Source organism: Streptomyces sp. SAI-135 (assembly GCF_029893805.1).
Lineage (GTDB): Bacteria > Actinomycetota > Actinomycetes > Streptomycetales > Streptomycetaceae > Streptomyces.
The window spans coordinates 1,076,626-1,101,527 of the sequence record NZ_JARXYP010000002.1; the positions used below are offsets into that span (position 1 = coordinate 1,076,626).

The 24,902-nt window shown below is 72.5% G+C and carries 16 protein-coding genes; 5 read left to right on the forward strand and 11 right to left on the reverse strand.

The genetic code is table 11. The features are described from left to right. The first annotated feature begins 156 nt into the window (after positions 1-156). Positions 157-1,587, forward strand: a complete 1,431-nt coding sequence (locus tag M2163_RS09290) for a SpoIIE family protein phosphatase (RefSeq protein WP_280893704.1) — start codon at positions 157-159, stop codon at positions 1,585-1,587. 5 nt (positions 1,588-1,592) lie between these two features. Here M2163_RS09290 and M2163_RS09295 read toward each other — a convergent pair whose 3' ends face one another. Then, the gene (locus tag M2163_RS09295) at positions 1,593-3,086 is read right to left on the reverse strand and encodes a hypothetical protein (protein ID WP_280853273.1); all 1,494 of its coding nucleotides are present in this window, start codon (positions 3,084-3,086) and stop codon (positions 1,593-1,595) included. A 243-nt stretch (positions 3,087-3,329) separates the two neighbouring features. Here M2163_RS09295 and M2163_RS09300 point away from each other — a divergent pair, with 243 nt between their 5' ends. After that, a complete protein-coding gene (locus tag M2163_RS09300; RefSeq protein WP_280853272.1) occupies positions 3,330-4,466 on the forward strand; it encodes an aminoglycoside phosphotransferase family protein in 1,137 nt (378 codons plus the stop codon). Positions 4,467-4,733: 267 nt separating this feature from the next. Beyond that, positions 4,734-6,692 carry a peptidoglycan recognition family protein gene (locus M2163_RS09305; protein WP_280893705.1) on the forward strand — a complete coding sequence of 653 codons (1,959 nt, stop codon included), beginning with the start codon at positions 4,734-4,736 and terminating at the stop codon, positions 6,690-6,692. Here M2163_RS09305 and M2163_RS09310 read toward each other — a convergent pair. From M2163_RS09310 to M2163_RS09350, 9 genes are all read right to left on the reverse strand, one after another. Beyond that, complete coding sequence (locus tag M2163_RS09310) at positions 6,680-10,450, reverse strand: hypothetical protein (protein WP_280893706.1); 3,771 nt, start codon at positions 10,448-10,450, stop codon at positions 6,680-6,682. The genes M2163_RS09305 and M2163_RS09310 overlap by 13 nt on opposite strands. A gap of 396 nt (positions 10,451-10,846) precedes the next feature. Further along, positions 10,847-11,344 carry a hypothetical protein gene (locus M2163_RS09315; RefSeq protein WP_037718541.1) on the reverse strand — a complete coding sequence of 166 codons (498 nt, stop codon included), beginning with the start codon at positions 11,342-11,344 and terminating at the stop codon, positions 10,847-10,849. 78 nt (positions 11,345-11,422) lie between these two features. Beyond that, a complete protein-coding gene (locus tag M2163_RS09320) occupies positions 11,423-14,302 on the reverse strand; it encodes an AAA family ATPase (RefSeq protein ID WP_280897238.1) in 2,880 nt (959 codons plus the stop codon). Between the two features lie 199 nt (positions 14,303-14,501). Next, the gene (locus M2163_RS09325) at positions 14,502-15,095 is read right to left on the reverse strand and encodes an ABATE domain-containing protein (protein ID WP_280893707.1); all 594 of its coding nucleotides are present in this window, start codon (positions 15,093-15,095) and stop codon (positions 14,502-14,504) included. Between the two features lie 83 nt (positions 15,096-15,178). Then, positions 15,179-15,421 carry a DUF397 domain-containing protein gene (locus M2163_RS09330; protein WP_053749912.1) on the reverse strand — a complete coding sequence of 81 codons (243 nt, stop codon included), beginning with the start codon at positions 15,419-15,421 and terminating at the stop codon, positions 15,179-15,181. A 95-nt stretch (positions 15,422-15,516) separates the two neighbouring features. Further along, positions 15,517-16,683, reverse strand: a complete 1,167-nt coding sequence (locus M2163_RS09335) for a thiolase domain-containing protein (RefSeq protein ID WP_280893708.1) — start codon at positions 16,681-16,683, stop codon at positions 15,517-15,519. Continuing rightward, a complete protein-coding gene (locus tag M2163_RS09340; protein WP_280893709.1) occupies positions 16,680-17,723 on the reverse strand; it encodes a thiolase domain-containing protein in 1,044 nt (347 codons plus the stop codon). Before M2163_RS09340 ends, M2163_RS09335 begins: the two co-directional genes overlap by 4 nt. Then, positions 17,720-18,664, reverse strand: a complete 945-nt coding sequence (locus M2163_RS09345) for an OB-fold nucleic acid binding domain-containing protein (RefSeq protein ID WP_280853266.1) — start codon at positions 18,662-18,664, stop codon at positions 17,720-17,722. The genes M2163_RS09340 and M2163_RS09345 overlap by 4 nt, the downstream gene beginning before the upstream one ends. Positions 18,665-18,803: 139 nt before the next feature. After that, entirely contained in the window at positions 18,804-19,604 is an 801-nt protein-coding gene (locus tag M2163_RS09350; RefSeq protein ID WP_280893710.1) for a crotonase/enoyl-CoA hydratase family protein, read from the reverse strand. Between the two features lie 176 nt (positions 19,605-19,780). On the opposite strand from M2163_RS09350, the gene M2163_RS09355 reads away from it, so the two are divergent. Together M2163_RS09355 and M2163_RS09360 are read left to right on the forward strand one after the other, a co-directional pair. Beyond that, positions 19,781-21,397, forward strand: a complete 1,617-nt coding sequence (locus M2163_RS09355) for an acyl-CoA synthetase (protein ID WP_280893711.1) — start codon at positions 19,781-19,783, stop codon at positions 21,395-21,397. Positions 21,398-21,541: 144 nt separating this feature from the next. Next, positions 21,542-23,332, forward strand: coding sequence for a sulfatase (locus M2163_RS09360; RefSeq protein ID WP_280893712.1), 1,791 nt, complete (start codon positions 21,542-21,544; stop codon positions 23,330-23,332). Between the two features lie 51 nt (positions 23,333-23,383). On the opposite strand, the gene M2163_RS09365 is transcribed toward M2163_RS09360, so the two are convergent. After that, positions 23,384-24,877 carry an acyl-CoA synthetase gene (locus M2163_RS09365; protein ID WP_280893713.1) on the reverse strand — a complete coding sequence of 498 codons (1,494 nt, stop codon included), beginning with the start codon at positions 24,875-24,877 and terminating at the stop codon, positions 23,384-23,386. Positions 24,878-24,902 lie beyond the last annotated feature (25 nt).

Consider the following 24,902-nt stretch of genomic DNA (forward strand, 5'->3'; position numbering starts at 1 on the left):
CCCGGCACGGCCGCTCCGCGAAGACTGTGGCATATGCCAGAAGCACCGCCGAATCGTGTGTTGCCGAATCCCTTACAGCGCGTCGCGGCCTGTGCAACAGTCGTAACGGTCCCTCCGTCCCGCCTTGGCCGAACCGTCCCCGCATCGGAGTGCGTCATGTCGTCCCACCTCTCCGCGGACCGCCCCGCCGCCCAGCCGCCAGGACGCGGCCCGGTCGACGCGCTCATCTCGCAGGCGCGGCGGCTCAAGGGTGACGTGGACGCCGTACGACGGGACGCGCCGAGCGACGACTCCGACCCCCAGGAGCGCTGGCAGCGCGCGCTGTACGACCTCGCCCTGCACCAACTCAGCGACCTCGACGCGCACTTGGCACAGCTGCGGGACGGCCCGCCGCCCGTGCCGTCGCCGGCCGGGACGGAGTCCGCGGGACGCACCGCGCCGCCCGCTCCCCGGCGCGGCTCATTGCTCAGCCGGGTCGGCAGCGCGGAGTGGAACCTGCTGACCGACGAGGCCAGTTGGTCCGGTGAGCTGTACGAGATCCTGGGCCGCGACCCCGCCGCTCCCCCGCTCACCCTCGACGAGCTCCCTTCCCTGGTGCTCGACGAGGACCGGCCGAAGCTGACCGTCATGGTCACCGACTGCCTGGTCGACGCCCAGCGCATAGACGGCGAGTTCCGTGTCGTGCGCCCGGACGGCGAGGTGCGCACCGTCCACATGATGGGCGAGCCCGTGCTCGCCGCCGACGGCAGCACCGCCGCGATGTGGGCCGTGCTGCGGGACGTCAGCGAACTGCGCCGCAGTGAACGGGCGGTGAGCGAGACCCGTGAGTCGTTACAACGCCACCGGCAGCGCGCGCAGAGCGAACACCGGCTCGCGGTCGAGCTGCAGGAGGCCGTGCTGCCGCCGTGGCGCGGCTCCCTGCGGCTCCCGCACCGGGGCACCGGGACCCTGGACCTGGCCGGCCACTATCTGCCGTCCTCGTCGAGCGCCCTGATCGGCGGCGACTGGTACGACGCCCTCGAACTGGCCGACGGCGAGACCCTGCTCAGCGTCGGCGACCTCACCGGCCATGGCGTCTCCGTGACCTCCGGCATGGCCACCCTGCTCGGCGCCGTGCGCGGCATGGCGATGGCCGGCACCCAGCCCGGCCCGCTGATGTCCCTGCTCAACCAGTTGCTCGACGCCACCGTCCAGCCGGCCCTCGGCAGCGCGGTGTGCTGCCGCTACCGCCCCGGCACCCGCACCCTGGTCTGGGCGCAGGCCGGGCACCCCGCCCCGCTGCTGTTCCGCCGCGGGACGGGGCGCAGGCTCGACGCCCCCGACGGGGTGCTCCTCGGCGCGACCTCCGGAGCCGTCTACGCACAGGCCGAGGTGACCCTCGAACCGGGCGACCTGCTCCTGCTGCACACGGACGGACTGGTGCCCGGACCGGACCACACGACCGCCGTGAACCGTCTCCTCGACCTCGCCCCCCGGTTCGGCGGGGCGCGCACCGCTCAGGACTGTGTGCGGATGGTCATGGAGGAGTTCGGCGCGAGAGAGCGCGAGGACGACGCCTGCGTGCTCATCGCCAAGGTGACTTCATAACAACCTCACGCACGTGCGCTGTTGCCACCCCTTCCCTTGGGCTTCGGCAGCGCCTGCCTGATCTCCTCGCGCAGTTCGTTGATCTTCGGGTAACTGGAGTACTCGGCGGTGAGCCGGTACATCTGGCGCAGCCGGTCCCAGGTGCGGTGGGAGGAGTTGGAACCCATCGACACCAGCGCCAACCGCGCGTAGCGGTCCGCCTGTTCGGGGTCGTCGGCGATGAAGCAGGCCGAGGCCATCGACAGGAAGTCGAAGATCTTCGACCGCTGCCGTCCGTCGACCCGCAGGGCGAGGGCCTTCTCCGCGTAGTGCTGGGCGTGCGCGGCCGCACCGGGCTCGTGCTCGGCCAGCGTGCGGTAGGCCAGGGCCTGCATGCCGTACAGGTCCTCCTCCTTGAAGGTCTGCATCCAGCTCGGTGACGGCACGTCGCTCTTGTCGGAGACGAAGAGGTCCTCCGCCTGTCCGAGGGTGCGGCGCATCGCCTGGCCCTTGCCCATGGACGCCTGGGCCCAGGCCTCGATGGTGTAGAGCATCGCCCGGGTGCGGGGCAGCACCTCCTCACCGGAGCCGGACTGGGCGAGCTTCATCAGGTCGAGCGCGTCGTCGGGCCGGCCCAGGTGCACCATCTGGCGGGCCGCCCGGGAGAGCGCCTCGCCGGCCCGGGGCCGGTCACCGCCCTCGCGCGCGGCATGGGCGGCGATCACGAAGTACTTCTGGGCGGTGGGTTCGAGGCCGACGTCGTGGGACATCCAGCCCGCGAGGACGGCCAGGTTGGCGGCGACTCCCCACAGGCGCCGCTGGAGGTGGTCGGGGTGGCGGTAGGCGAGCATGCCGCCCACCTCGTTGAGCTGGCCCACGACGGCCTTGCGCTGCAGCCCGCCGCCGCGGGCCGCGTCCCAGGCCCGGAACACCTCGACCGAGCGCTCCAGCTCCTCGATCTCCTGCGACCCGATGGGGGCGGCCTCGTATCGGTCGAACCCAGCGGGGTCGGCGTGCAGGGGGTCGTCGAACTGGGGGGCATCGGCGGTGAGGGCCGGATCGGTGTGCAGCCAGTCGTGCATGGCACTGGTGAGTGCGGATCCCGCGGCGAGCGCGGCACCCGCGCCCACCAAGCCGCGTCGGTTGAGCATGAGGTCCATTCCCGTGAATTCGGTGAGGACCGCGGCGGTTCGGTCGGGCGCCCACGGCATGCCGTCGGGATGTTCCGCGCTCCCGTCGCCCTGCCGTTTCCCCGTACGCCCGTGCCTGACCAGACCGAGGTCCTCGATGGTCACGACACGGCCGAGACGCTCGGTGAACAGAGCCGCCAGCACCCGCGGCACCGGATCGCGCGGGATCTCTCCCATGTCGATCCACCGCCGCACCCGGGAGGTGTCGGTCGAGAGCTGGGGATGGCCCATGGCCGCCGCCTGCCGGTTGACCAGCCTCGCGAGTTCACCCTTGGACCAGCCGGCCAGGCCGAACAGGTCCGAGAGTCGGGTGTTGGGTTGTCCGCTCACGTCAAGCCCCCAGGTTCTCGGCTGAGTTGACAGTAGCCCCGCGTCAGTTGCTCCGGGACTATTCGCCAGGGTTCGCCAGGGTTCGCCAGATGGTGTGCCACGCGGCATATGCGGTGAGGTAGGAACGCGCCACCCCGACCCGGACCGCACAGGGACATTCCCCAGGGTGCACCCGGTGATCCGGGTCGGGCGGCGCACTGCTTCTCCAGGCACAGCAGGCACACGAAGGGATCTGTCTCGCCCATGTACGCAGCATCGTCCTCCGTGTCCGCCCCGCCCCGGTCGCCGCATCTCCGCCCGGGCGGTGGCCCCTACCTCGACCCCGCGCGGCCGACGGCCCCCGTACCGGGTGCGGGCAGGGCACGGCGCGTTCCGGGGCTCGGCACCCAACCGCTCAGCGGGAGACTCGACTTGTCCGGCCCCCAGGGCGCCCAGCTGCGCACGGCGATCGCGTCGGTGCACCGGATCTGCCCGGAGTTCGCCCCGGTGCAGGTGCTGCGCCGCAGCGGACGCTCCGTGCTCCTGGTCGGTACGACGGGACGCAGCACGGCCGTCGCCAAGTGTTTACTCGACCACTCCCCGGTATGGGCCGAGCGGATCCGGCACGAAATAGCCGCCTACCGCTCGTTCGTCCGGCACCGGCCTCCGGTGCGCGTGCCGCGGCTGATCGCGGCGGACCCGGACAACTGCACCCTGGTCATCGAGCGGATGCCCGGCCGGGTGGCGGCGCTGCACCGGCATCCGGCGGAGGCCCCGCCGCGGGCGGACATCCGGGCGGCACTCGGCGCGGTGTGCCGGCTCAACGCCTGGCGCCCGCCCGCGGGGACCTTCGACGCCCCGCTCGACTACGCGGCCCGTATCTCCCGCTACCACGAGCTGGGGCTGCTGACCGACCGGGACATGGGAGACCTCCAGAAGCTGCTGCACGGCATCGCGCACTCGGCGGGCCGGCAGGGCATGGGCCAGTTCTGCCACGGCGACGCACTGCTCTCGAACATCCTGCTCTCACCGGCCGGTCCAGTGCTGGTGGACTGGGAGCACGCGGGCTGGTATCTGCCGGGGTACGACCTGGCGACCCTGTGGTCGGTCCTCGGCGACGCCCCGGTGGCGCGCCGTCAGATCAGCCAGATCGCCCAGACAGCGGGTCCTGCATCCCGGGACGCCTTCCTGGTGAACCTGATGCTGGTCCTGACGCGTGAGATCCGTACCTACGAGACGGCCGTGCAGCGTTCGATGCACGACTCGACCCCGGCGGCACCGGGCGCGGCCCACCCTGGTGCTGCGCCGTCCGGCGAGGAACAGCGGCTGCTGCTGAGGCGGCTGCACGACGACTGCCAGCTGGCCCGACGGGCCGTACGCGCGGCGGTCGGCACTCGCTGACGGGGACGATGGTCCGCGGTGCGCCCGGTGGAGCGGCGCGCCGCGGACCGTCGTATGTCCGGACCCTGCGCGGGCCCGGTCAATGGTGTACGCCACTGACGCCCCGCAGGCCCGCGGGGCACCCGCCACGAAACTCCCGTGCACCCGGATTGACATGGGAAATCCCCTGTCTCTGGGCATGATTGACGGATCGTCGACAAGCCGGTAGCACTGACGCACGCCCGGCCCCGCTCGGCTCATCGCGCTCGATCGTCCCTGGAGGCTGCATTGCGAGGATCTCCCACCGACCCCAACAGAGTCACCCGGAGGGTGCTCGGCACGCTGGCCGGTACCGCCCTGCTGCTGCCCCTGCTGGGCGCGGCCCCGTCGTCGGCAGGGGATTCCTCGGCCGGTCTCCAGCGGGCCTTCGCCGCGGCGGCCGCCGAGTACCACGTGCCGCAGAGCGTCCTGCTGGGTGTCTCGTATCTCCAGTCCCGCTGGGACACGCACGCCGGTGCGCCGAGCGTGACCGGTGGCTACGGGCCGATGCACCTGACCGACGCCCGCACCGCACTCGCCTCGGCCCCGCACCACAGCGAGGGCACCGAGGACGCGCGCGGTGACAGCGCCCGCGCGGCTCTCCTGCCCGACACGAAGGTCCCGGAGCCGGCCGATCTCCCCGCCCGGCTGGAAACCCTGCCGAAGGCCGCCGAGCTGACCGGCCTGAGCGCGGGGGACCTGCGCACCGACCCCGCGGCCAACGTCGCGGGCGGTGCCGCGCTGCTGGCCGCCGCCCAGAAGGACCTGGGCGAGCCGCTGAGCCAGGACCCGGCGGACTGGTACGGCGCGGTGGCCCGCTTCTCCGGAGCGGACGACAGCGCGACGGCGGCGGCGTACGCGAACGACGTCTTCGACGTACTGCGCACCGGCGGGGAACGCACCACGGACGCCGGCCAGCGCGTCGCCCTGGCGGCCCGCCCGGAGCACGCCCCGGACACCGCGCAGCTGGCCCGGACGGGTCTCAGGAAGCTGAGCGCGGCGAACACCGAGTGCCCGAAGAGCGTGTCCTGCGAGTGGATCCCGGCGCCGTACGAGGAGTTCGGGGACAACGACTACGGCAACCACGACCTGGGCGACCGTCCGGCCTCGCAGAGCATCAAGTACATCGTCATCCATGACACGGAGGGCGCCTGGGAAGGTGTCCTCAACCTGGTGCAGGACCCGACCTATGTGTCCTGGAACTACACCCTGCGCTCGACCGACGGTCACATCGCCCAGCATGTGAAGGCCAAGGACGTCGCCTGGCACGCGGGCAACTGGTACGTCAACGCCAAGTCGATCGGTCTGGAGCACGAGGGCTTCCTGGCGAATCCGGACGCCTGGTACACGGAGGCCATGTACCGGTCCTCGGCGCGGCTGGTGAAGTACCTCTCCGCGAAGTACGGCATCCCGCTGGACCGGCAGCACATCCTCGGCCACGACAACGTGCCCGGGCCGACCACCTCGACCGTCGCGGGCATGCACACCGACCCCGGCCCGTACTGGGACTGGCGGCACTACTTCGAGCTGCTGGGCCACCCGTTCCGGGCGACCGCGCCCAAGCAGGGCGGCCTGGTGACGATCCGGCCGGACTACGCCACCAACCAGCCGCGGTACACGGGCTGCGTCACCAAGGGCGAGCCCTGCGCCGCCCACGGTTCCAGCGAGGTACGGCTGTACTCGGCACCCGACGAGAACTCCGCGCTCATCACGGACATCGGCCTGGGCGGCAGGGCCCCGACGATCGACGTCAACGACCTGTCGTCTCGGGTCTCCACCGGCCAGCAGTACGCGGTCGCGGGGCGCGAGGGCGACTGGACGGCGATCTGGTACCTGGGCCAGAAGGCCTGGTTCAGGAACCCCGCGAGCAACCCGACCGCGGTGAACGCCGCGGGCCTCGTGGTGACACCGAAGGAGGGCCTCGACAGCGTCCCGGTGTACGGCCGCGCCTACCCCGAGGCCTCGGCCTATCCGGCGGGGGTTCCCGCACAGGCGGTCTCGCCGCTGCCGTACAAGGTGCTCAAGGGCCAGGCGTACGTGGCCGGTGACCGGGTGCCCGGCGAGTACTACTACGCGGTCACCTTCACTACGGACTCGCACCGGGTCGTGGTCGGCGAGGACCTGTACTACGAGATCCAGTACGGCCACCGGGTGGCGTTCGTACGGGCCGCGGACGTCGATGTGAAGCCGTCCGTTCAGCGCCGGTAGGGGCAGGTGCGCCGGTAGGGGACGTCCGGGAGGTGGCGGCTCCACTCCTCGGGGGTGAGGCCGCCGCCGGCCCGGTGGCAGACGGTTCCGGCGGCGTCGGTGGGCCCGGTCCGGTACGTCTGCGGCGGGGCGTGCTGTCCCGCCGCGCGCAGGGTGCTCCCGTCCGGCCCGAACGCCAGGGCCCGCACGGTGTCCCCCGGCGTGGGCAGCGGTGATCCGACACGGCGGCGGGAGTCGACGTCCCACAGCTGCAGCGTGCCTTCGTCGCCGGCGACGGCGAGCGTGCGGCCGTCGGGCGAGAACGCCAGGGCCGAGACGTACTGGTAGGTGGTCGTCTCGGGGTCGGCGAGGACGCCGAGCCGGCGTTGGAGCCGGCCGTCCCACAGCACGACCCGGCCGGACCCCTCCCCGACGGCCAGGTAGCGGCCGTCGGGGCTGAAGGCCACGGCGGTGCCGCCGCCGGTGAAACGGGTGGCGGGCAGCCGGGTGCCGGAGGGCAGGCGGTAGGCCTCTCCGCCGGTGGTGACGGCGAGGTCGCCGTCGGGGTGCACGACCGCCCGCCCGGAGGTGTCGGCCAGGACGGCCGTGGTCCGGTGCTGCCGCAGGTCCCACACCCGGGTGGCACCGGTCCCGGGGCTTGCCGCGTCGGACAGCAGGAGGGAGCGGTCGCCCCGTCCGAAGACGAAGTCCGACAGCGGGCCCCCGCCGAGGTCCTGCGTGGTCAGGACGGTGGTGACCCGGCGGCCCGGGACGTCGTACAGCCATATCCGGCCCGTCGCGGGCCCCGACGGGTCGGGCGACGTGCCGCCGTAGGCGAGGGTCGTGCCGGTGGAGTCGAAGGCCAGGTTGCCGGTGCAGTCGTCGAGGGCGTCCTGGCACGGCACGGTGCCGACGCCGGCCACGAGCCGTCCGGTGCGGCCGTCCAGGAGACGGATCCGCAGGTGCTTTCCGTCCGGGTCCGGGCGGGCGGTGGCCAGCCGTTCGCCGTCGCGGCTGAACACCGCGGCCGCCGTGGGGGTGGTGGTCCAGTCGTCGGTCGCGGCCCGCCCCAGAGTGACCGTGTGCACTCCCGGGCCCCACACGCCCTCCGCGCCGCCGAGGTAGCGCAGGGTCCGGCGGGCGGTGTCGAGGCGGATGTCCTTGACGGTCTCGCCGGCGAGTCGGTGGCGGAACACCGGGAAGTCGGAGCCGGACAGCCGCCAGACGAGGATCTCCTGGCCGTCCGAGGCGGCCAGGAAGGTGCCGTCGGTGCTGAACTGGGCCGTCTTGAGGCCCGGGTACGCCACCTCGGCGATCTTCCGGCCGCCGTCGATCCGCCAGGCACGGAAGCCGTCGGCGCCGACCATGCCGAGGCTGCGCCCGTCGGGGCTGAACACGATCTGTTCCTGGAGGCACTGCTGGGCCGAGGTCCTCGGCAGCCAGGGCGCGGTGATCTCACGCCGTGCGGGGACGTCCCACAGCCGGAGCCGCCCGCCCGGGACGCACAGGGCCAGGTGGCGGTCGTCGGGGCCGACCGTCGCGTCCGGGGTGGCCAGATAGGTCTGGACGGCGGTGCGGCGCTCCTGCCGCAGCTGGGCCATCAGCGCGGTGAGCCGGGCCCAGGCGATGCCGCCCACGTCGATGTCGCGCACCCTCCCCGGCTCCTCGACGTCCAGCAGTTTCCGCCGGTGGAGGGGGTCCCAGAGCTGGACGCGCCGGCTCGTCCCCTTCCGGTCGTACACGACGAGGGTGCGGCCGCTCGGGCTCATCTCCGCGCCGCCGTCCGCGTCCGTGAGAGGGGTGCGGTCCTGGCGCCCGGTGGCGAGGTCGCGCACGGTGACGCGGGTGCCGTCGAAGACCGGGAGCCAGGTGGTGTCCGCGCGGGGGAATCCGGCGAGTTCGAAGCTCCGGCCGAGGCCCGGCCCGCGGCTCAGCCGCCGGTGGGCGGTGACGTCCCACCGGGTCACGCGGTCGACGCCCACGCTGATCAGGGTGCGTCCGTCGGCGCTCAGCCGCCGCATGGTCCGCTTGCCGCCGTCCGGGTCGGTGAACACGTCCTGTTCGTGCTGGACCGCCGCCGAGAGCAGCCCGGACCGGGTCTCGGGCAGGTCGGCCACCCGCCAGGCGGCGAGGCTCAGCCGCATCGAGGTGACCGGGTCGGACAGTCTGAGGCTCTCGGCGACGCCGGCGAGACGGCGGGCCTCGGCCTCCACCCTGCGCTGTTCACCGAGCCGGTTCTGCTGCCAGGCGACGAGCCCGGCGACGAGGCAGAGGACCACCAGCAGGGACAGGGCGCCGAGCCGGCCGTGCCGCCGGTGCCGGGCCCGTCGGCGCGCCCGGGCCGAGCAGTCGAGGAACTCCCGCTCCAGAGGAGTGAGTTCCGCGGAGTCGGCGGTGAAGTGCTCCTGAGCTGCGGCCAGTCGCAGTCCGCGGTACAGGGCCTCCGGGTCGCGGTGCAGGTCGGCCCAGGTGTGGGCGGCCTCGGTGAGGGCGCGCTGGGTGCGCAGCCGTTCACGGTCCTCGTCGATCCAGGTGCGCAGCCGGGGCCAGGCGCTGAGCACGGCCTCGTGGGCCAGGTCCACCGTCCGGTCGTCGACGGTGATCAGCCGTGCCCGGGCGAGCTGTTCGAGGACCAGCGGGGTGTCGGGCCAGTCGGCGCCGGTGAGTTCGGCGCGGTCGGCGGGCCGCCGGGTGTCGGGGGTGCCCTGGCCCGGGGTGACCAGACGCAGCAGGATGCGGCGGGCGGTGTCGGCCTGCTGCGGGGTGAGCCGCGCGTGCAGTTCCTCGGCGGTGCGGGCGATGGCCCCGTGGATGCCGCCGGCCGCCTCGTAGGCCGCCTCGGTCAGGGTTCTTCCCCGGCGTCGGAGCCAGGTCTCCAGCAGGGCGTGGGAGAGCAGGGGCAGTCCGCCCGGCTCGTCGGCGATCTCGTCCAGCAGCCGTGCGGTCAGCGAGCGTTCGACGACCAGGCCGCCGAGGGCCGCGGGCCGCACGACGGTCTCGCGCAGTTCGTCCGGGCTCATGGGCGTCACCAGCAGGGTCGCCTCCTGGGCGGCGGCGGCGAGTCGGCGGTCGCGGGTGAGGTGGCCGTAGAAGTCGGCGCGTACGGAGATCACGACGCGGGTGGGTCTCCGTGCGGCGGCGAAGAGCAGGTCCAGGAAGCGAGCCCGTTCGTCGGGGTCCGTGCAGAGGGTGAAGAGTTCCTCGAACTGGTCGACCACGATCAGGGACGCCTCGGACGTCAGGGCGTCGGCGTGGGCCCGGGAGGGGTGCGGTCCCGGGGAGAGGATGCGGGTCCGGCCGGGCAGTCGCGGGAGCAGGCCGGCGCGCAGCAGTGAGGACTTGCCGCTGCCGGAGGGGCCGACGAGGACGACGAGGTGGCCGGCGGTGACCATCTCCACGAGTCGGGCGATCAGCCGGTCGCGGCCGAAGAAGCGTTCGCGGTCACCTGTGTCGAAGCGCGCGAGGCCCAGATAGGGGGCCTGGCCCGGATCGTCGGCGGCCCGGCGCTCCTCCGTCGTCTCGTCGGCCGCCTGCTGCCACCGCCGCTGCCACTCGTCCAGGTCGCCTCCGCAGGCCGCGGCATAGGCGAGGGTGACCTGGAGGGAGGGGAGCCGGTCGCCGGCCGCTGCCTGGGCCAGGGTCGCGGTGGAGTAGTGGGCCCGCTCTGCCATGGCCCGGTAGGTGGGGCCGCCGGCCTGCTGCCGTAACGTCCGCAGCTCGTGTGCGAATCGGGCGACCGGCCCCTCGGTCGGGTCCAGCGGTCGCTCGCGTCGCCCCATGGCTCTCCCCCGGCATCGTTCGTCGGCGCGGTCGGCTGCGGATCCGCACGCTAGGGACCGACGCGGGTGCGGGGCAAGGCAGTTCCGCGGGCGTGGCGGAAGATCAGGAAATTGTCTGGAGTGGTGGAAGGGGGCTGCCGGACAACTCCGGGATGGCGAAAGCTGGCGGCACGGCACCCCGGGGCTTCGCCGCGGCGGGCGGAGCGGGGGATCCCGGGTGTGACCGTGGTGGGCCGGACGACCGACCGTGCCCGTGGGCGGCTCCGGAAGGCCATGCGTCGGGGGACATGGCCTTCCGGGGCCTGCGCGGTGGTCATGCGTCGATGGCTTCCGGGGCCTGCGCGGTGGCCGTGCGTCGGGGGACACGGCCTTCCGGGGCCCGGTGCCGCCGGGGGGTCAGCCCTGCTGGAAGAGCTCGGCGGGCAGGGGCTTCAGGAGGGCGTACAGGTCGTCCGTGATCGGGCGGTCCCAGGCGGCGATGGTCACCAGGACGTTGTCGCTGCGGTCGAACTGGACGCAGGAGATCCGGCTCTCGGAGAGCTTGAGGCGGCGCACGATCAGGAGGTTGTCGCCCTGCATCACCGGCACGTCCTCGGTGTCGGTGACGGTCACCTCCTCGTCGTTCTCCAGCGCGATCAGCAGCTGGGCCACCTCGAAGGGGACCTGCCCCTCGGGGACCTCGCGCGCCGGGGAGCCCTCGGGGAGGTTGCCGATGATCATCGCGGGGCCGCGGCCGCCGAACAGGTCGTAGCGCAGGAAGACGCCCTGGCAGGTGCCGTCGGGGGCGGGCAGGAGCCCCGCGCCGAGGTTGCCGGGCCAGTCGCCCGGGTCCATGGCCAGGACGTCGAAGTCTGGACCGGCGGGGGTTGCGCTGCGGCGGCGGAGGAACGACATGCGCCCATGGTAATGGGCGGTGAGGTGGTCGTGCGGGTGCAGGTGAGTGGGGGTTGATCGGGTAGCGCCCCGCACGCCTCAGGTGGAGCGACTCACCGTTCGCAGACCGGTACGGTCCGTTCCCAGTTTCCGGAAGACGGACGACAGCAGGCGGACCGCCACCGGTTCGTCCACGCTCATCTCCTTCGCGATCTCCGCGTCCGTACGGCCCTCGGCGGCCAGGTCCGCCGCCCTGCGTTCGCGGGCCGTGAGGGTGTCCGTCTCCGTGCTGTGCAGGCGGCGCGGGCGCAGGCCCGCCGCGGTCAGTTCGTCGCGGGCGGTCTCGATCAGGCCGTCGGCGCCGCACTGGACGGCGGTGTCCAGGCCCCGGTAGAGGGTCTCCGCCGCCTCCCGGGCGCGGCCCGTGCGGCGGAGTTCGGTGCCCAGGGCCACCAGCGCGCAGGCGAGTTCGTACGCGGCCGGGGAGCGTTCGAGGTGGGTGACCGACTCCTCCAACAGCTTCATCCGGGCCGAACCCGGCGCGACCTCGGCGGCGAGCCTCAGCGCCTGGCCCACGGCGGACGGGGCTCCGAACTGCCGGGCCCTGGCCACCGCTTCGAGGGCCGTGACGACCGCCCGGTCGGGGTCGTCGTGGCTCTGGGCGCGGGCGAGGTGCAGCCGCCAGGGGCACCAGGCGGGGTTGCGCATGCCGCGCGGTTCCAGGCGGCGCCCGGCGGCGGCCAGCTCGGCTGCCGCCTCCTCGGCCAGGCCGCGGGCCAGCAGCAGTTCGCCGCGCACGGTCTGGGCGTCGGGGAAGACCACCGCGGCCGGGTAAGGGGCGCCGAAGGAGTAGTCCTCGGCGGTCTGCGCGGCCTCCTCGACCCGGCCGCGGGCCAGCAGCACCTCGATCAGGGTGCCCACGGCGTACCAGTGGGCCGGGGTGCCCGAACCCACACGCTCGGCCAGCCGCAGCCCGGCGCGGACGAAGTCCTCGGCCTCGGCGAGGCGTCCGCGGCGGAACCGGACGTAGGCGAGGAGGGTGTAGGCGAAGGAGAGGTGGGCGCCGCGCCAGCCCTGGCGCTCGAAGTCGGCGATCCCGGCGGCGAAGAGTTCCTCGGTGCGGCCGGGCCGGTCGGCGTAGGTGAAGGCGAGGGCGACCAGGACGGGCACCTCGAAGCCGCGGTCGGGCTCGGCCCAGCCGAGGCCGCCGGCGAGCGCCCGCTCGGCGTGCCGGAGGGCGACGGGTGCGGGTTCGCCGCGCAGGACGGCGTCCCAGGTGCGCAGGCCGATGACGTACCGCTCGGTCAGGTCGCGGCCGGTGAGACGGTCGGCGAGCCTGGCCATGCGGCGGGAGCGGGAGGGGTGGTCGGGCTCGTCGGCGCGGAAGGCGTCCCACATGAACTGCTCGGCGACCATGCGCAGCTTGACGCGGGCGTCGCCGGTGACCTCGATCTCGCGGGCGAGGGTGTCGGAGGCCTCGGCGAGGCGGTCGCTGTGGGCGAGGACCTGGGAGAGCCGGTAGACGATGCGGTGGCGAAGACCGGGTTCCGCGATGGGCTCTTCGAGGGCGGCGCGCAGGTGGTTGACCGTGGTGGCCGGTTCGGTGAGCAGGGAGGCGCTGCCCAGTTCGTACAGGACGGCGGCGCGGTCCTCGAAGGGCGGGGGTTCGCGCAGGGCGCGGGCGAGGTAGCTGCGGGCCGCGTCGGGCGCGCCGGAGCGCAGGGTCTCGGCGGCGGCGGCCCGCAGTTGCTGCACGACCCACGGGTCGCCGTCGGGGTGGGTCTCCAGGAGGTGGCGGGCAGCGACGGCGGGTCCCCGGCCGTCGTCGACGACGCACCAGGCGGCCTGGCCGTGCAGGGCGACACGGAAGCCCGCCGGGATGGCCCGGTAGACGGCGGTGGCGATGAGCGGATGCACGAACTCCAGGGATTCGACGCCGGTGAGGATGCGGGCGCCGCGCAGGTCGTCGGCGGCGTCGGCGGCCTCCTCGTGGCCGAGGCCCGCGACGGCGGCGGCGAGGTGGGGGTGGATCTCGGTGCCGAGGACCGCGCAGGCCCAGGCGAAGCGCACCGTCGAGGCGCCCAGGCGTTCGAGGCGGGCGACCAGTCCGCTGCCCTTGACGGCGGCCGCGAGGTCGCGGAGCAGATGGGCGGCGTCCTCGGTCGGGGTGACCCCGCGGTCGTGCACCTTGGCGGTCAGTTCGACCGTCTCGAAGGGGTTGCCCGCGGTGACGGCCCAGCACTCCCGGCAGAAGGCGTCGTCGGCGTGCGCGCCGAGCGTCTCCCGTACGAGGCGGGCGACGGCGACGGCGCTGAGCGGTTCCAGGTCGAGCGGACGTCCGCCTGCCCGGCCGGGCAGGGCCCTGAACGACTCGGTGTGCGCGGGGAGTTCGTCGGGCCGGTAGGCGACCACGACCAGCATCGGGAGTTCCTCGGCACGGGGGGCGAACGCGGACAGCCAGCCCAGGGACTCGGGGTCGGCCCAGTGGGCGTCGTCGAGGACCAGCACCATCGGGGCGCGCAGCACGGCGAGGTGGGTGAGGACCCAGTCGAGTCCGTCGCGCAGGCCCTGCGGGTCGGGCGGCGCTCCGTCGGTCGGGGCGCACAGGCCGAGCGCGGGACCGACGATGTCGTACCAACTGCCCAGTTGGGCACGGAGTTCGGCTTCGGCCGCGCCGGCGAACTGCGGCTGGAGGAGCTGCCGGGCGACATGGAAGGCGACGCGCTGCTCCTGGTCGCCGCCGCGGGCGGCCAGTACGGTGCAGCCGCGGGCGGCGGCGCGGCGGCGGACCTCGGCGAGCAGGGTGGTCTTGCCGATGCCCGGACGGCCGGCGACGGCGAGCAGGGCTCCGCGGCGGCGTGCGTGCGGTTCGGCACCGTCCGGGCGCAGCCCGGTGAGCTCACCCAACGCCTCGTCGACGGTGGCGAGTTCACTCTCCCGCTCCAGGAGAGGCCTTCTGCTCCGGACACCGTGCTGCATCATGGCGCACCCCCCGTCACGGAGTTGCACCCGCGCGGGGAGCGAACGCACACCGTGACCTACAGGCACCTCAGCGTACGCCTGCGGGGTGCCGTGCGAGCCCGAGTCGGCGCACCCGGTTCGGCGCTTGAAGAGGTGTTCGTACAGGACGGTGAGCCGGTGAAGCGGCCCCGGCAGCAGTTCGCCGCGGTACCTCCCCTTACGCCTTGTGCCGTTCGTGATGCCGTGCCACCCGGGCCCGGTTGCCGCAGGACGGCTTGCACCACTCCTGCCGCGGATGCTCCTTCAGGAAGTAGCGCACACAGCGCGGGGCATGGCAGGCCCGCAGCCGCTGCCGGTCGGCTCCGGTGAGAAAGGCGATCGCCGCCTGCGCGAGTACGGCCGTGAGGTCGGTCCCCTCGGGTGAGGGCCGCAGGTGTACGGCGGGTTCGGCGGTGTCGGCCCAGTGCAGGACGGGGACGGTCGGCATCCGCGCGGCGGCGGTGTTGAGGCGCTCGACCGCCTCGGGCACCGGCAGGAGGCGTGCCGCGTCGGCGGGGCTGGGCGCGCCGGGGCGCACGGCGTACGCGAAGAGGGCCCGGACGGCCGCCCTGAGGTCACGGACCGCGGCGAGGCTCGCCTCGTCGGCGTCGAACCCGTCCGTGACCGGCAGGTCGTCGGTGTGCTCGCGGACCCAGCCGGTGAGTCCGGCGGAGTCGGCCAGGTCGTCGGCGACCCCGCCGTGTCCGTCGTGCCGGATGGTGAGCGCGAGGTCCAGGGCGAGCCGGGTGTCCTTGCTGATCGGGTCCTGCATGCGGCTAATGATAGGTTCCGCTGCATCCATTAGCGCTGCACGATCCACGGACGCCGGGTCCACTGGCGCCCTGCGGACCGGGCTCAGGTGAGGTCGAACTCGCCTTCCCGCGCTCCTGACACGAACGCGCCCCACTCGGCCGGGGTGAAGATCAGGGAGGGGCTCTCCGGGCGGCCGCTGTTGCGCATCGCGATGAACCCCTCGACGAAGGCGATCTGGACATCCCCCAGACCACGGCTGCTCGAGTGCCAGTCGGCGTTGCTCAGGTCCAGCTCGGGCTTGTCCCAGCCCATGAGCGGCTGCTGCTGGATGGTGGTCTCGGCCACGTCCGTGCTCCTCCCGATCGCTTCGTCCGCGGCCAGCCTAGCGATCGACTCCGACTGCCGACAGGCCACGTGAGGGGGACCTTTCAGGAGTCGGTTCAGGCGTCCGGGGGTTCGGACCCCACGAGCCACATGGAGAAGAACTGCGATCCGCCGCCGTAGGCGTGTCCGAGCACCTTGCGGGCGCCCTCCACCTGGTGTTCGCCGGCCTGACCGCGTGCCTGGAGGGCGGCCTCGGCGAACCGGATCATGCCGGAGGCGCCGATCGGATTGGTGGACAGCACCCCGCCCGACATGTTGACGGGCAGATCCCCGTCCAGCTCGGTGACCCCGGCCTCGGTGAGCTTCCAGCCCTCGCCCTCCTCGGCGAAGCCCAGGTTCTCCAGCCACATGGGTTCGTACCAGGAGAACGGCACGTACATCTCGACGGCGTCGATGTCCCGGCGCGGGTCGGCGATCCCGGCCTGCCGGTACACGTCGGCCGCGCAGTCCTTGCCGGCCTGCGGCGAGACGGCGTCCTTGCCGGCGAACAGCGTGGGCTCGCTGCGCATGGCTCCGCCCAGCATCCAGGCCGGGGGCCGGGGTGCGCGGGCGGCTCCGGCCCGGTCGGTGAGCACCATGGCGCAGGCGCCGTCGGAGGAGGGGCAGGTCTCGGAGTAGCGGATCGGGTCCCAGAGCATGGGTGAGGCCTGGACCTTCTCCAGGGTGATGTCGTGCTCGTGCAGATGCGCGTACGGGTTCTTGAGCGCGTTGCGGCGGTCCTTGTACGCGACGAGCGAGCCGACCGTGTCGGGCGCGCCCGTGCGCCGCATGTAGGCGCGCACGTGCGGCGCGAAGAAGCCGCCGGCCCCGGCCAGCAGGGGCTGCTGGAAGGGGATCGGCAGGGACAGGCCCCACATGGCGTTGGACTCGGACTGCTTCTCGAAGGCGAGGGTCAGGACGGTGGCGTGCACCCGGGCGGCCACCAGGTTCGCGGCGACCAGGGCGGTGGAGCCGCCGACGCTGCCCGCGGTGTGCACCCGCAGCATCGGCTTGCCCACCGCGCCGAGCGCGTCGGCCAGGTACAGCTCCGGCATCATGACGCCCTCGAAGAAGTCGGGCGCCTTGCCGATCACCACGGCGTCGACGTCGGCCCAGGTCAGCTCGGCGTCCTCCAGGGCCCTTTGCGCGGCCTCCCGGACGAGCCCGGCGATCGACACGTCCCGGCGGGCCGCGACGTGCTTGGTCTGGCCGATGCCTACGACGGCCACGGGCTCCTTGCTCATCGGGGATCCCCTTCGAGTACGGCGACCAGGTTCTGCTGGAGACAGGGCCCGGAGGTGGCGTGGGCGAGGGCGCGGTCGGACTCGCCCCGGTGGATGCGGGCGGCGGCCTCGCCGATGCGGGCGAGTCCGGCGGCCATCATCGGGTTGGCGGCGAGGGCACCGCCGGACGGGTTGACGGTCGTGGAGTCGTCGAGCCGCAGCGCCTTGCGCAGGACGACCTCCTGCGAGGTGAACGGCGCGTGCAACTCCGCGGTGTCGACGGGCCGTTCGAAGGCGCCGGCCTTCTCGGCGGCCAGCCGGGCGGAGGGCGAGTCGGTGAGGTCGCGGACGCCGAGGGAGTGGGCCTCGATACGGTGGTCGATGCCCCGGATCCAGGCGGGGCGCTCGCACAGGTCCCGGGCCCGCTCCCCCGCCGCGAGGACCACGGCGGCGGCCCCGTCCCCGATGGGCGGGCAGTCCCCGGTGCGCAGCGGCCGTACGAGGTAGTCCCCGTGCGGCACAGGCCCCTTGAGCTGCGCCCGCGGGTTGTCGGTGCTGCGACTGCGGGCGCCGATCTGCGCCAGCTCGCGCTCGTCGGTGTCGCCCGCGTCGATGAGGGCCTGCGCCTGGAGGGCGGCGAGGGCGACGGAGTCGGGCCACAGGGGGGCGAGGTAGTACGGGTCGAGCTGCCGGGTGAGCACGTCGCGCAGGGAGCCGGGCGAGGACTTGCCGTAGGAGTACACCAGCGCGGTGTCGGCGTCCCCGGACAGCAGCTTGGTCCACGCCTCGTACAGCGCCCACGCCCCGTCCGTCTCGACGTGCGACTCGGAGATGGGCGGCCAGGCGCCCACGCCGTCGAGGGCGAGGGTGAAGGAGAAGGCCCGCCCGGCGAGGTAGTCGCAGGACCCGGAGCAGGTGAAGCCGATGTCGGCGGTCTTCAGGCCGGTCTGCGCGAGGACGCCGTGCAGGACCGGCATGAGCATCTCCACCTCGGACAGTTCCTCGGTGGAGCGCAGGGTGTCGGACTGGGCGAAGGCGACGACCGCGATGTCACGGGTCACAGCAGCTCCTTGTAGGTGTCGTACTCCGCGTCGGGTTCGCCGGTCGGCCGGTAGTGGTCGGGGTACCGGCCGCCCTCGGTCCAGACCGGTTCGACCCTGAGGCCCATGCGCACCTGGTCGTACGGGATGCCGCCGATCCGGCCGTGCAGCGCGAGGTCGGCGCCGTCGAGGGCGATGTGGGCGTAGACGTACGGCACTTCGATGTCGAGGTTCTTCGCCTTGATGTTGACGATGCAGAAGGTGGTGACGGTGCCGCGGGGACCCACCTCCACCTGTTCCGCCGTGGCGACTCCGCAGGTCGGGCACGCGCCCCTCGGTGGCACGTAGACCTTGCGACAGGAGGGGCAGCGCTCGCCGACGGCCCGCCGTTCGGTCTCCAGGGCCTTGATGTAGGCGGTCTGGGCGCGGCCCGGTGAGTAGGTGTAGTCGAGGCGGGCCTCGGCCACGATGCCGCCGACGGGGTCGTCGAACTCACCCGTGTGCACGCGCACGTGCGACTCGTCCCCGTCGTGCGGCTCGAAGCAGGCGATGTCGGTGATGGCCCCGACGCGGTCCTCGGCCCAGCGGATACGGACCCGCATGCCGGTGTGCACGGCGTCGGGGCCGGGGGCGTCCAGGGCGTGCAGGAGGGCGGTGTCGGCGTTGTCGAGCTTGACCAGGACCCAGGCGAAGGGTGTGCCGAGGGGCTGGCCGCGGCGCGGGGCGGGGTTCCAGGCCCAGGTGGTCACCGTGCCGGTGACGCCGACGTGGACGAGGTCGCGGATCTCCTCGGCGGTGACGGGGTCGTACTCGACCGGTGGGACCAGGGTGCGGCCGTCGCGGGTCCGCACGCCGAGGACCACGCGTTCGCGCAGGCCGGTGAGGAAGGCGCTCTGGACGGGGCCGAGGGAGCGGGTGAAGGGGAACTCGACGACGAGGGGCGCCTTGAGTACGTCAACCATGAGCGCGTGCCTCCTTCAGAGGTTGGTGCGGGGGCGCCCCTTCAGGGGCGCGGGGCTGTGCCGGATGTGCGGCTCCGCCGCGTGGGCGCGACCGGCCACGACGAACCCGCGGCCATGGACCGGCCCGAGCCGCGCAGCACTACGCTCGCTTGTAAAGGGGCGGCCGTTTCTCCGCGAAAGCACGCGTTCCCTCCTTCGCATCGGCGGTGTCGAAGATCGGCCACCCCCGCTTCAACTCGGCGGCCAGCCCCTCGCTCTCCGTCATCTCGGCCGTCTCGTACACCGAGGCCTTCACCGCCTCGACGGCCAACGGTCCGCAGCTGTTGATCAGTTCGGCGATCTCCAGGGCCTTGGCGAGTGCGGTGCCGTCCGGGACGACGTGCCCGACGAGACCGATGCCGGCGGCCTCGCGCGCGGTGTACGGGCGGCCCGTGAGCAGCATCTCCAGTGCATGGGTGCGCGGGATCTGGCGTTGCAGCCGGACCGTCGAGCCGCCGATCGGGAACAGGCCGCGCTTCACCTCGAAGAGGCCGAAGGTCGCGGACTCGCCGGCGACCCGGATGTCGGTGCCCTGGAGCATCTCGGTGCCGCCCGCGACGCAGTAGCCCTCGACGGCCGCGACGACCGGTTTGCGGGGGCGGTGGTGGCGCAGCATCGCCTTCCAGTGCAGGTCCGGGTCGGCGGTCAGCCGGTCCCGGTACTGCTCGCCGCCGGTGGCCCTGCCCGCGAGGGCCTTCAGGTCCATCCCGGCGCAGAACGAGTCGCCCGCGCCGGTCAGGACGACCGAGCGGACCGAGTCGTCCGCGTCCGCCTCCACCCAGCCGTCGTACAGGCCGACCAGCATCGGCAACGAGAGCGCGTTCTTCGCCTCGGGCCTGTTGAGCGTGAGCACCAGTGTGGCGCCCTCGCGCCGGATGCCGAGGTGTTCCGTCCCACTCATCGAGCGTCTCCCCTCTGCCGGAACGAGAACAGGTTGCAGGAGGCGCCGATGCACTTCAAGAGTTTTCTGACAGACAGTCAGATTTATTGACGCGAGCCCTTCCCAGTCACGCCGCCCTTTGCTCTGATGACCGGCGAACCCTCGCAGAGCCAGGCCGGACCAGTTCAGGAGGAGCGGTGGAGTACAACCTTGCCGACCTGTTCGAGTCGGTCGTCGACGTGGTGCCGGACCGTGAGGCGCTCGCGTACATCGACATTCCCGGCACGGGCGCGGAGCGCCGGCTGACGTACGCGGAACTGGACGCCGCCGCCGACCGGATCGGCCACCATCTGCTCGACAGCGGAGTACGGGCGGGTGAGCACGTCGGACTGCACCTGTACAACGGGGTGGAGTACGTGCAGACGCTGCTGGGGTGCATGAAGGCGCGGATCGTCCCGGTCAACGTCAACTACCGGTATGTGGAAGAGGAGTTGGTCTATCTCTACCGGGACGCGGATCTGGTGGGGCTGGTCTTCGACGCCGAGTTCACGGACCGGGTGGCGGCAGCGCTTCCGCACACGGAGCGGCTGCGGCACCTGATACGGGTCGGGGCGGCCGGGCCGGGCGGGCTGCCGGCGGTGGACTTCGCGGACGCCGAGGCGTCCGGGTCGCCCGAGCGCGAGTTCCCGGCGCGTTCGGGAGACGACCAGTTCATCATCTACACCGGCGGGACCACCGGGATGCCCAAGGGGGTGATGTGGCGTCAGGAGGACCTGTTCTTCTCCGGGTTGGGCGGAGGCGCTCCGACCGGGGAGCCGGTGCGGCGGCCCGAGGAGCTCGCCGAACGGGTCGCGGCGGGCGGGGCGGGCATCACCTTCTTCCCCACGCCCCCGCTGATGCACGGCACGTCCACCCTGACCGCCCTCATCGGCTTCAACTTCGGCCAACGGGTCGTGCTGCACCGCAAGTTCGTGCCCGAGGAGGTGCTGCGGACCGTCGAGCGGGAGAAGGTCAGCGCCATGTCGCTGGTGGGCGACGCGATGCTGCGGCCGCTGATCGACGCGCTGGAGGGCCCGATGAAGGGCACCGACATGTCGTCGGTGTTCAGCGTGTCCTCGTCGGGCGCGATCATGTCGGACACGGTGAGCCGGCAGTTCCGGGCGCTCGTCCCCAACGCCATGCTGCTCAACAACTTCGGCTCCTCCGAGTCCGGCTTCAACGGGACCGCGACGGAGGACTCCGGCCCCGAGCGGGGCTTCCGGGTCCGGGTCAACTCCCGTACCCAGGTGGTCGACCCGGCCACGCACGAGCCGGTGGCCGTGGGCGAGGTCGGGCGGGTCGCGCAGTGCGGCCATGTGCCGCTCGGCTACTACAACGACCCGCGGAAAACCGCCGAGACCTTCTTCGAGAAGGACGGGGAAAGGTGGGTGCTGCTCGGTGACATGGCCACCGTCGACGAGGAAGGGGTCGTCACCGTCCTCGGGCGGGGCTCGCAGTGCATCAACACGGGCGGCGAGAAGGTGTACCCGGAGGAGGTCGAGCAGGCGCTCAAGGCCCATCCGGACGTGTACGACGTACTCGTGGCCGGGGTGCCGGACGTGAAGTGGGGGCACCATGTGGCGGCCGTCGTGCAGTTGCGCGAGGGGGCCGGGCGGATGTCCCTGGACGAGCTCCAGTCGCACTGCCGGTCGCGGCTCGCGGGGTACAAGGTGCCGCGCCAGCTGGTGATCGCGGAGTCCATCCGCCGGTCGCCGAGCGGCAAGGCGGACTACCGGTGGGCGCAGAAGGTGGCGGCGGTGGCGGCCGACGGGTGACGGTCCGAACCCGGCCCGGTGCCGTTGAACCGAACGTGCCGTGCGACCGTACTGGTGGTGGCAGGCTCGGTCACCGGGCCCTGTTCGTCGTGCCGTCGCGGCAGGACCGCACGCCACAGCAAGACCGCACGGAAGGACCACCGGGTGTCGCTCTTCACTCGCTCAAGCCCACCGCAGGACACCACTGAGGGCGAGAAGGACGCGGAGGGTGGGGGTGCGACGGGTGCCGAGGTGACACAGGAGGCCGTCGAGGCGGCCGGGGCACATCAGGACCCGGCGCGGCCCGGCTGGTTCGGCTGGTTCGGCTGGCGGCGCCGATACCCTCGTACGGCCCGCGGGGTTTCCGTGGGGGCGAGCGTGCTGGCCGGAGTCCTGCTGCTGGTCGTGATGCTCTCCCCCGCCCGGCTCGACCGCATGGAGTTCCAGGCGTTCCTGCGGCTCCCCGTCGAGGCGATCGTCCTCGCGGCCGTCCTGCTGGTGCTGCCTCCGAAGGTCCGCCGGATCGCGGCGGTGTTCTTCGGGGTCTTCATCGGGGTGCTCACCCTCGTGAAGCTGATGGACATGGGCTTCCGCCAGACCATGGCCCGGCCGTTCGACCTGGTCTTCGACTGGGTCATGCTGGGCAACGCGACGGACTGGCTCCGGGAGTCGTTCGGGCGCACGGGCGAGGTGCTCGCGATCGCCGGGGTGATCGTCCTGTTCCTCGCGGTCCTCGTGCTGTGCACGCTCGCGGTGGTGCGGTTGACGAACGTCATGTCCCGGCACCGTCCGCGGGCCGTTGTCACCACACTCGTCCTCGGAACCGTGTGGGTCACCTGCTTCAACCTGGGCGTGCAGTTCGGCGGGGCCGCCTTCGCCACCAAGGGCTACACCGGGTTCCTCGCCAACCGGATCCAGAACGTCCGCAACGGACTGGGGGACGCCGAGGTCTTCGAGAAGCAGTCCGCGGTCGACGCCTTCGCCGCCACGCCGCCCGATCAGCTCCTGACCGGACTGCGCGGCAAGGACGTCCTGTTCACCTTCATCGAGAGCTACGGCCGGGTGGCGATCGACGATCCGGCGATGGCCCCGGAGATGGACGCGACCCTGAAGAAGGGCGACGCGACGCTCAAGGCGGCCGGGTTCGCGTCGCGCAGCGGCTGGCTGAGCTCCCCGGTGACGGGCGCCGGCAGCTGGATGGCCCACTCGACGTTCCTGTCGGGACTGTGGGTCAAGAACCAGCAGCGGTACCTCAACCTCACCTCCAGCGACCGCGCCACCCTCACCAGCTACTTCCAGAAGACCGGCGCCTGGCGCACGGTCGGGATCGTGCCGGGCGTGCGGAAGTCCTGGCCCGAGGGCAAGTACTTCGGGCTCGACCACATCTACGACTCCAAGCACCTCGGCTACAACGGCCCCTACTTCAGCTGGACGCCCGTGCCGGACCAGTTCAGCCTGGAGGCCTTCCAGAAGCTGGAGCACGGCAAGAAGGACCGCGACCCGATCATGGCGGAGATCATCCTGGCGTCCAGTCACAACCCCTGGTCGCCGATCGCCCACACGATCGACTGGGACGACCTCGGTGACGGTTCGGTCTTCGAGCAGATCAAGAAGGAGGGCACGAACCCGACGGAGGTCTGGAAGAGCCAGGAGCGGGTGCGCACCGAGTACCGCAAGGCCATCCAGTACTCCGTGGACAGCCTGACCCAGTGGATGCAGCGCTACGGAGACGAGAACACGGTCCTGGTCTTCCTCGGCGACCACCAGCCCGTCCCGACCGTCACCAAGGGCTCCACCAGCAGGGACGTGCCGGTCACGATCGTCGCCAAGGACCCGAGGATCCTCGACCGGGTCGACGACTGGAACTGGACCGACGGACTCAAGCCCGCCGACGACGCGCCCGAGTGGGGCATGGACAAGTTCCGCGACCGCTTCATGAAGGCGTTCGCGAAGTGACGCGAGGGACACCGTTCGGGCCGGACTCCTGCGCAGGTCGTCCCTGCCGGATCACGAGAACCGGTCCCGCAGCTCCCGCTTGAGGATCTTCCCGCTGGCGTTGCGCGGCAGCTCGTCCACGAACAGCACCCGCTTGGGTGCCTTGAAGTGGGCGAGCTTCTCCCGCGCGTGGTCCAGGAGTTCGGCCTCGGTGACCTCGCCGCGCGGGACGACGACCGCGGTGACCGCCTCGATCCAGCGCTCGTCGGGCAGGCCGACCACGGCGACCTCGGCGACGCCCTCGTGGGTGTAGAGGGCGTCCTCGACCTGGCGTGAAGCGACCAGCACCCCACCGGAGTTGATGACGTCCTTCACCCGGTCGACGATCGTGAAGTAGCCGTGCGCGTCCCGCACCGCGAGGTCACCGGAACGGAACCAGCCGTCCCGGAAGGCTGCCTCGGTCTCCTCGGGCTTGTCCCAGTAGCCCTCGCACAACTGCGGCGACCGGTAGACGATCTCGCCGGGCGTGCCGTCGGGCACGTCCTTGCCGTCCTCGTCCACGACCCGCGCGTCGACGAACAGGACGGTCCGGCCGCAGGAGTCCATCCGCCCCTTGTGCTCGTCGGGCGCGAGGACGGTGGCCAGCGGGCCGATCTCGCTCTGGCCGAAGCAGTTGTAGAAGGCCAGCTTCGGCAGCCGCTCGCGCAGCCGTTCCAGGACGGGCACCGGCATGATCGAGGCGCCGTAGTACGCCTTGCGCAGACCGCTGAGATCGCGGGTGGCGAAGTCGGGTCGGCCGGCCAGGCCGATCCACACCGTGGGCGGCGCGAACAGACTGTCCGCGCGGCCCTGTTCGATCAGGTCGAAGAGCCGGTCGCCGTCGGGGGCGTCGAGGATGACGTTCGTCGCGCCGACCGCGAGGTACGGCAGCAGGAAGACGTGCATCTGCGCGGAGTGGTACAGCGGCAGCGAGTGCACCGGGCGGTCACCGGCGCTCAGGTCGCAGGCGGTGATCGCGCTCAGGTACTCGTGCACCAGGGCGCGGTGGGTCATCATCGCGCCCTTCGGCAGGGCCGTCGTCCCCGAGGTGTACAGCAGCTGGACGAGGTCCTCGCTGCGCGGTTCGGGCCCGTCGTACGGGTCGGTCGCGGTCAGGCGCGCCAGCAGGGAGTCGTCGGAGTCCCGCAGCGGCAGCGTACGCACTCCGTCCGGGAGCCGGCCCGCGAGGCCGGGGTCGGCGAGGACGAGCGTGCTGCCCGACTGGCCGACGACGTACGCCAGATCGTCGCCGCTGAGGTTCTGGTTGACCGGCACGTGCACCAGTCCCGCGCGGGCGCAGGCGAGGAAGGCGATCAGATACGCGTCCGAGTTGTGGCCGTAGGCGCCGACCCGGTCCCCGCGGTCGAGGCCCTGGTCGAGGAGCAGGCGCGCCGCGCGGGAGACGGCGTCGTCCAGTTCCTCGTACGTCCATGAGCGCTCGCCGTACTCCACCGCGACGCGCGCCGGGGTGCGTCGCGCGCTGCGCCGCAGCACTCCGTCAACCGTACTGCCGTGTCCAGGCGTCATACGGGACAACCTACCGGTTGGTACG

What these genes read in the sequence shown, in the direction of transcription:
- M2163_RS09290 (WP_280893704.1), top strand. Translation starts at nt 157, where the DNA reads ATGTCGTCCCACCTCTCCGCGGACCGCCCCGCCGCCCAGCCGCCAGGA.
- M2163_RS09300 (WP_280853272.1), top strand. Translation starts at nt 3,330, where the DNA reads ATGTACGCAGCATCGTCCTCCGTGTCCGCCCCGCCCCGGTCGCCGCAT.
- M2163_RS09310 (WP_280893706.1), bottom strand. Translation starts at nt 10,450, where the DNA reads ATGGGGCGACGCGAGCGACCGCTGGACCCGACCGAGGGGCCGGTCGCC.
- M2163_RS09315 (WP_037718541.1), bottom strand. Translation starts at nt 11,344, where the DNA reads ATGTCGTTCCTCCGCCGCCGCAGCGCAACCCCCGCCGGTCCAGACTTC.
- M2163_RS09320 (WP_280897238.1), bottom strand. Translation starts at nt 14,302, where the DNA reads ATGCAGCACGGTGTCCGGAGCAGAAGGCCTCTCCTGGAGCGGGAGAGT.
- M2163_RS09325 (WP_280893707.1), bottom strand. Translation starts at nt 15,095, where the DNA reads ATGCAGGACCCGATCAGCAAGGACACCCGGCTCGCCCTGGACCTCGCG.
- M2163_RS09335 (WP_280893708.1), bottom strand. Translation starts at nt 16,683, where the DNA reads ATGAGCAAGGAGCCCGTGGCCGTCGTAGGCATCGGCCAGACCAAGCAC.
- M2163_RS09345 (WP_280853266.1), bottom strand. Translation starts at nt 18,664, where the DNA reads ATGGTTGACGTACTCAAGGCGCCCCTCGTCGTCGAGTTCCCCTTCACC.
- M2163_RS09350 (WP_280893710.1), bottom strand. Translation starts at nt 19,604, where the DNA reads ATGAGTGGGACGGAACACCTCGGCATCCGGCGCGAGGGCGCCACACTG.
- M2163_RS09365 (WP_280893713.1), bottom strand. Translation starts at nt 24,877, where the DNA reads ATGACGCCTGGACACGGCAGTACGGTTGACGGAGTGCTGCGGCGCAGC.